Source organism: Methylobacterium sp. J-048 (genome assembly GCF_022829515.1).
In the GTDB taxonomy this organism is placed as follows: domain Bacteria; phylum Pseudomonadota; class Alphaproteobacteria; order Rhizobiales; family Beijerinckiaceae; genus Methylobacterium.
Map to the genome: position 1 here is coordinate 1 of NZ_JAKSYL010000119.1, position 5163 is coordinate 5163.

Annotated in this window: 8 protein-coding genes; 2 read left to right on the forward strand and 6 right to left on the reverse strand. The window is 64.9% G+C overall.

Features of this window, described 5'->3' with window-relative positions; translation table 11 throughout:
- Positions 1-153: 153 nt before the first annotated feature.
- The 5 genes from MKL09_RS09330 to MKL09_RS09350 form a co-directional block, all read right to left on the reverse strand.
- On the reverse strand, positions 154-393 hold the full coding sequence (locus MKL09_RS09330) for a hypothetical protein (RefSeq protein ID WP_243968997.1): 240 nt from the start codon (positions 391-393) through the stop codon (positions 154-156).
- Positions 394-813: 420 nt separating this feature from the next.
- A complete protein-coding gene (locus tag MKL09_RS09335) occupies positions 814-1083 on the reverse strand; it encodes a hypothetical protein (protein WP_243968995.1) in 270 nt (89 codons plus the stop codon).
- Positions 1084-1097: 14 nt separating this feature from the next.
- The gene (locus MKL09_RS09340; protein WP_244019706.1) at positions 1098-1355 is read right to left on the reverse strand and encodes a hypothetical protein; all 258 of its coding nucleotides are present in this window, start codon (positions 1353-1355) and stop codon (positions 1098-1100) included.
- Positions 1356-2011: 656 nt separating this feature from the next.
- Complete coding sequence (locus tag MKL09_RS09345) at positions 2012-2314, reverse strand: ribbon-helix-helix domain-containing protein (protein ID WP_244019707.1); 303 nt, start codon at positions 2312-2314, stop codon at positions 2012-2014.
- Positions 2311-2952 carry a ParA family protein gene (locus MKL09_RS09350; protein WP_244019708.1) on the reverse strand — a complete coding sequence of 214 codons (642 nt, stop codon included), beginning with the start codon at positions 2950-2952 and terminating at the stop codon, positions 2311-2313. The genes MKL09_RS09345 and MKL09_RS09350 overlap by 4 nt, the downstream gene beginning before the upstream one ends.
- A gap of 228 nt (positions 2953-3180) precedes the next feature.
- Between MKL09_RS09350 and MKL09_RS09355 the strand changes: the two genes are divergently transcribed.
- The gene (locus MKL09_RS09355) at positions 3181-3417 is read left to right on the forward strand and encodes a hypothetical protein (RefSeq protein WP_244019710.1); all 237 of its coding nucleotides are present in this window, start codon (positions 3181-3183) and stop codon (positions 3415-3417) included.
- A gap of 4 nt (positions 3418-3421) precedes the next feature.
- Positions 3422-4297, forward strand: a complete 876-nt coding sequence (locus tag MKL09_RS09360) for a tyrosine-type recombinase/integrase (RefSeq protein ID WP_244019712.1) — start codon at positions 3422-3424, stop codon at positions 4295-4297.
- A gap of 113 nt (positions 4298-4410) precedes the next feature.
- Here the strand turns inward: MKL09_RS09360 and MKL09_RS32315 are convergent, their stop codons facing one another.
- Positions 4411-4746, reverse strand: coding sequence for a PsiF family protein (locus MKL09_RS32315; protein WP_409566912.1), 336 nt, complete (start codon positions 4744-4746; stop codon positions 4411-4413).
- Positions 4747-5163 lie beyond the last annotated feature (417 nt).

Genomic DNA, 5163 nt, shown 5'->3' on the forward strand with positions numbered 1-5163 from the left:
ATGACGCTGGCCATGCCGAAGCGCTGATATCTGGGATCGCTGCTTCGTATCCAGTCCATGGGCAGCGGCCGGGATCGCAAGTGCGCTGGTTTTGCTACGCGGGTGATGTCCACGAGATCTATGCTTGTCCACATTCTTGAGACCGTTGGGCGGCTACTCCCGCACCTCGCTCGGCCCAAGCTCTGCGATCACCGCCCGGCCGCGGTCAGGAACCACGCGCCCTGCGTCCGGCCCGGGCCCACGAGCGCGCCGTTCCTCCACCAAGCCCATCTCGACCAGCATCGGCATGTAGGTCGGGTAGGCGTCGCGTCGGAGCCCCTGCGGATGGGCGGCGCAGGCCCGGAGCGCCAGGAGCGCGCGACCGCGGATCGGGGCGTGCGGCTCGGTCGGCATCCGGTCAGCGTCTCGTCGACGAGCCAGAGCATCAAGGCGGACGCCACCAGCAGGACGACGAAAGCCGCTGCGCCCCCGATATCACGCCGCTCAATCGCTTTCCCGTCCCAAACCGTCGTGAGCATCCGGGCTGCCGAGTAACCGCCGCGCGCACCCGACAGGACGATGGCGGTGGTCAGGATCCAGCCGGTTAGGGTCTGACGCATCCCGCGCTACTGCAGCTAGCCGACCCCGGCGTTCAAGCCGAGGCAGACCGTCAAGGCCAGCAGATCGCCAGCGGTGATCCATGCGCCACCATCGACGCGCTACCTCTCGAATTCATCGTCGGGCTCGACGAGGTGGCCGCAGGACGTGATCACCGCCACAACCTCCACGATCGGGTCTGCGTCCTCGAACATGCGGCTACGGGGACGCGATCATCTAGCGCCACTGCTCCTTCATGCAGGCCAGCACATAGACGGTCCGCATGCATCGCTCCGTTTCGGACTGGGAACGCGCACTGCCCATGCAGGCGTCCATCCCTGAGGAGAGCAACAAGCGATCAACATCCTTCGCGGTGGCGCAGGTGAAGATTGGCTGGAACCCCTCGAACTTGCTCACCTGCCAGAAGATGGCGACGACCGACAGCAGGCAGAACGAGCAGACCATCAGCCTGCTGTCGTAGAACCAGTGCCTGCCGTTGGTGGTCATGGTCGTAGGCTCGCTCACCCCTTCACCGGATGCGCCAGCAGGATCGCGGCACGCACCCTGCCGCGCTTCCATTGAGCCTGATCGGATCTCAGCGCTATCGTCACCTGCTCGTTCGTGCGGACCATCTCGACAAGGTCGAGCACCCACCCCTTTGCCAGGGGGTAGGCCTCGGTCTTGAGATCCGCGAGCACGGCATCCACTGCGGCGGTGATCTCGCCGTGGGTCACCTCGGAGACCTTGCTAAGGTCGGACACGGTCGGGTTGGTGGCCATGGTGGAGAGCTACTGTGCCCGGCCTGGCCCGTCCATGAGGCCGAGGCGGATCGCCAAGGCGAGCACGACTGGTCCAGTCACAGCGCCGCCACCATCGACCCGGTAAACACCATTGGTACCGGGGATCTCCTCAACTTGATGCCCGGCCGCGCGTAGCGCTGCGACGGCCCGAACAATGCGATCTGCGATCATGTCTCAGCGCTATCGCAGTCCGATCGATCGAGTCTACTGCACCGGTCGGGCGGCCATATCATCACGGCTCGCCCGGCCTTGCGCACTCCCGACCGCGACGCGGCTGGTAGGGGCGTAAATAAGCAGTGCGGCATCGAAGCAGCAAGCTATGTTGCTAGCACCGTAGTTACACACGGGAGTACAGCGATGGCTTAGTATCGAAGCACGAAGCTGCCGGCCTCAATGCCTACGAGAGCAGCCGTTCTGATCGCAGATGTAGGTGCCTGTCTCGGCCTGCATGACACAGGGGCGCGGAGGCGTCGGGATCTCAACACGGCGATCATGTTCGACCCACCGCTTCACGAAAGCCGCCGAACAGGACGGGAGGGGCATGATTGCTCCAGCGGAGCTCGACGCCATCACCACGGCCGCGACCACAACACGACCCGTTAAGCGCATCGCCCCCCTCCGTCGTACCTGCGCGATCACGCCACCGGCGGTTTATCCTGCTTGGCAAGCACGTCGTTGATGGCCTCGGTCATCACGTCCTGCAGCGTCACCTCGCGGTCGAGGGCGACCATCTTGAGGGCCTTCCACGCCTCGGGTCTCGCGCGGACCAGGATCCCGCGGCGGCCGTCCGGCTGGCGCTTCCCGCGTGGGGGCTTCTCCGCGGCCGTCTCGGCCCGGGCCGCCTCCTCCATCACAGCCAGCGGCACGGCGGCTGCCGCTTCGACGACTTTCGGAGCCAAGCGGGCGCCGAGGTTGGCGAACGAGGGCTTCTTGCTCACTTCTTCGATCCCTTGATGCCGAGCGCGCGGCGGGTCTCCTGCCACAGCTCCGAAACCTCGCTGGCCGCAGCGCTGCCCGGCTCGAACTCGCCGACAGCCTGCCCGCTGGCGAGCGCATGCGCGAATGCGGCCCGGGTTGTGATCTGCCCGGCCCAGGGTGTCGCGCTCATGGCGAACAGCGCTTCACGAGCCTCGGTCACAACGTGCGCCGGCTGGACGCCTCGCCGGGGCGGGGCCGAGTTGATGACCGGCAGCACCGGCTTGCCGATCGCACGAGCCATTTCCAGCGTGGCCGCCACCGCGGCGATGTCGAAAACGGCCGGCCGGAACGGGATCACGGCAAGGTCGGCCATGCGCATGGCAGCGGCGATGTCAGCTGTGTTGTGCGGTGGGGTGTCGACGAAGCACCAGCCGATCCCATCCTTGCGTGCCGCCTCGATGGTATCGGGCAGATCACTGGCCTCACACTTCACCAGGACCGGCGTCTCGGCCTGGCGCAGCTCGTGCCAGAGGGCGAGACTGCCCTGCGGATCGGTGTCAATCAGGAGGGCCGGCGCCTTTGGGGCATCGGCGTAGACGGACAGGTGGGCGCACAAGGTGCTCTTGCCGCTGCCGCCCTTTCGGCTGGTGAAGGCCACAACTCGCAACGTCCGTGCTCCCGTGTCTCGCCGTCACGGTGCGGGCGCAGCGTGAAACACTCGTTAACCGCTGACTCGCTGCTGAATCATCGCAGCAGCACCGTGCAATCGTTCGAGTGCATCGATGTAGTGTGCTAGCACCATAGCGGCGTGGCTTGCTGCGGTGCTGTTGGTGTGGCATCGTCTCGAACGCAATACAAGTTATGTTATCTTGCGTTGGAGGCCGACATGGATGTCGTCGTCACGCCGACCGGGTCAAAAGGCACGTCGTGGCGCCTGAACGATCGGCTCGATCGCCCGCTCGGTGCGATTGATCAGGATCAGGAAGAGGTTTTCAAGATCACGCCGGCTGCGGGCGGTCTGATAAGCATTCAGCGGACGCATCCCACGCTCAACGACGCAATGACGGCGATCGCGAACCACCTACACGGTGAGTGCACGCTCGACAGCCAGGATTGGGGCTGAGCAGATGTCTACGCTCCCCGCGGTCGTAGAACCCGTCGAGACGCTGCTGCCGGCGCAGGCAGACGACGACGCACAGATGGTGCGGCTGTGGCTGGCTCGGTCGTCGAGCCCGAACACCCGCCGGAACTACGAGCGCGCGGCGCGGCGCTTCCTGACCCATGTCGGCAAGCCGCTCGGCTCGGTGCGGATGGGTGAGCTGCAGGACTACCTCGCCGGTCTGCCGGGCTCGTCGGCCACGGTGGCACTCGCGGCCTCGGCGCTGAAGTCGCTTTTCACGTTCGCCCAGGAGGTCGGGTTCCTACGGTTCAACATCGGCGCGGCCGTGAAGGTGCCGCCGATCAAGAACACCCTGGCCGAGAGGATCATGTCGGAGGCCGACGCGCTGCTGATGATCCGGCAGGAGCCGGTCCTGCGAAACCGCGTCCTGCTAACCGTGCTCTACGGCGGCGGCCTACGCATCTCCGAGGTCTGCGGCCTGCGCTGGCGGGATCTCGCGGTCCGGGATGAGGCCGGGCAGGCGACGGTGTTCGGCAAGGGCGGCAAAACCCGGGTGGTGCTGTTGTCGGCGGCGACGTGGAAGGTGCTGGCGGCGCTGCGCGTTGAGGCGCCGGCTGATGCCCCAGTGTTTTTGTCGCGGAAGGGCGGGGCGCTCGACCCGAGCGCGGTCCACCGGGTTGTGAAGGCGGCCGCGGCGCGCGCCGGTCTCGGGCCAGAGGTCTCGGCGCACTGGCTGCGGCACGCGCACGCCTCACACAGCCTCGACCGCGGGGCGCCGATCCACCTCGTGCAGGCCACGCTAGGGCACGCCTCCGTAGCGACGACAGGGCGCTATCTACATGCACGGCCAAGCGAAAGTAGCGCTCGGTTCCTAGGGGTGTAGCGACCTACATCGCAACGAACGCACAAAACTATTTCAGTAGGTTGATAGCAGCGTAGCAAAAAACCACGCTGCATCAGTGCCAGCGTTACGTCAAACAGCTGGTCCACCCAGCATCAATCTTCGGGCGTGACACAGGTGCCCATGAAGGCCTTCCGAGCAGAACCCTTCAGCTTCTGATCCGCGGTTTGTCGGCGGCAGCGTGCCAGCACCTCTGGATCGACGTCGTCAGCTGCCTCTTCACCTAGGGATGATACGCCAGAGGCTTTCCCTTCATCAGGCTCCAGCCGGCCCTGTGCGGTTCCTACGGCAGGAAGGCAGGTGAGAGCGGTTAAGGCGGCTATGAGCGCGAGGGTGGGGCGCATGAGTGTCCGCCTGGCTTGGCACTTCGGGCGGGCATCGTGAATGCGATCTGAGGCGAAGGTACGACCCGCCGATCTCGCCCGGATCATGGACCAGTCAGGTCACCGTGACCCGCGGACCGTGGGCAGCTACATCCGACGGGCCAACGCCTTCAAGGGGCGCTCGGGGAGCGGGTTCCTGTAGGATCAAAGACGCCTCTGCAGCTGAAGAGCACAACTAACACTATTCCTAAAATAATATACAACTTATGAATGCACCTCAGCATACTTGATAGTTAACCGCACATTAATCCTCCCCAGACATCGTGCCATTATTCAGCATGACGCGCATGCATCACATTCAATCCGCCGTGTCTACGAAGCTTGCCCCTGATGCAACGTGGTGCTCTCCTTAGCGCTTTCACGCGCCACCGCGGTGGCAACGTCGCGATCCTGTTCGCTTTTCTGAGCGTACCGATGCTCATGTTTGGCGGCGTGGCGATCGATTACGGCTTCGCAACCCGGCTG